This window comes from Pseudoalteromonas sp. C8 (assembly GCF_011378685.1).
Taxonomy (GTDB): Bacteria; Pseudomonadota; Gammaproteobacteria; order Enterobacterales; family Alteromonadaceae; genus Pseudoalteromonas; species Pseudoalteromonas arctica.
Window position 1 is genome coordinate 1 of sequence record NZ_WTKT01000081.1, and the last position, 287, is coordinate 287.

At 41.5% G+C, this 287-nt stretch carries 1 protein-coding gene; it reads left to right on the forward strand.

The features are described 5' to 3' along the window. On the forward strand, positions 1-287 hold a 287-nt coding region (locus GQR39_RS20120), incomplete at both ends, for an Ig-like domain-containing protein (RefSeq protein ID WP_240918236.1).

The following is a 287-nucleotide window of genomic DNA, read 5'->3' on the forward strand; positions in this document are numbered from 1 at the left end:
TGAGTAAAATTGCACAGCAAGTGACTTATGATACAACCGCTGCAGCTATTTCAGAAGATCAAACAATCACAATATCAGCAACGTCAGAACAAGGACTAAGTGATTCAGATTCTATTATTATAGAAGTAAATGCTGCGCCTATCGCGAATGATGACGGACCGGTTATCGTAACGGAAGATATACCTTCAACAGGCAATGTATTAGGTAACGACACAGATATTGAAGGCGATCCGCTAACGGTTGTGCAATTCATTATTGATGGTAATGCGACTGTGCATAGCGCAGGC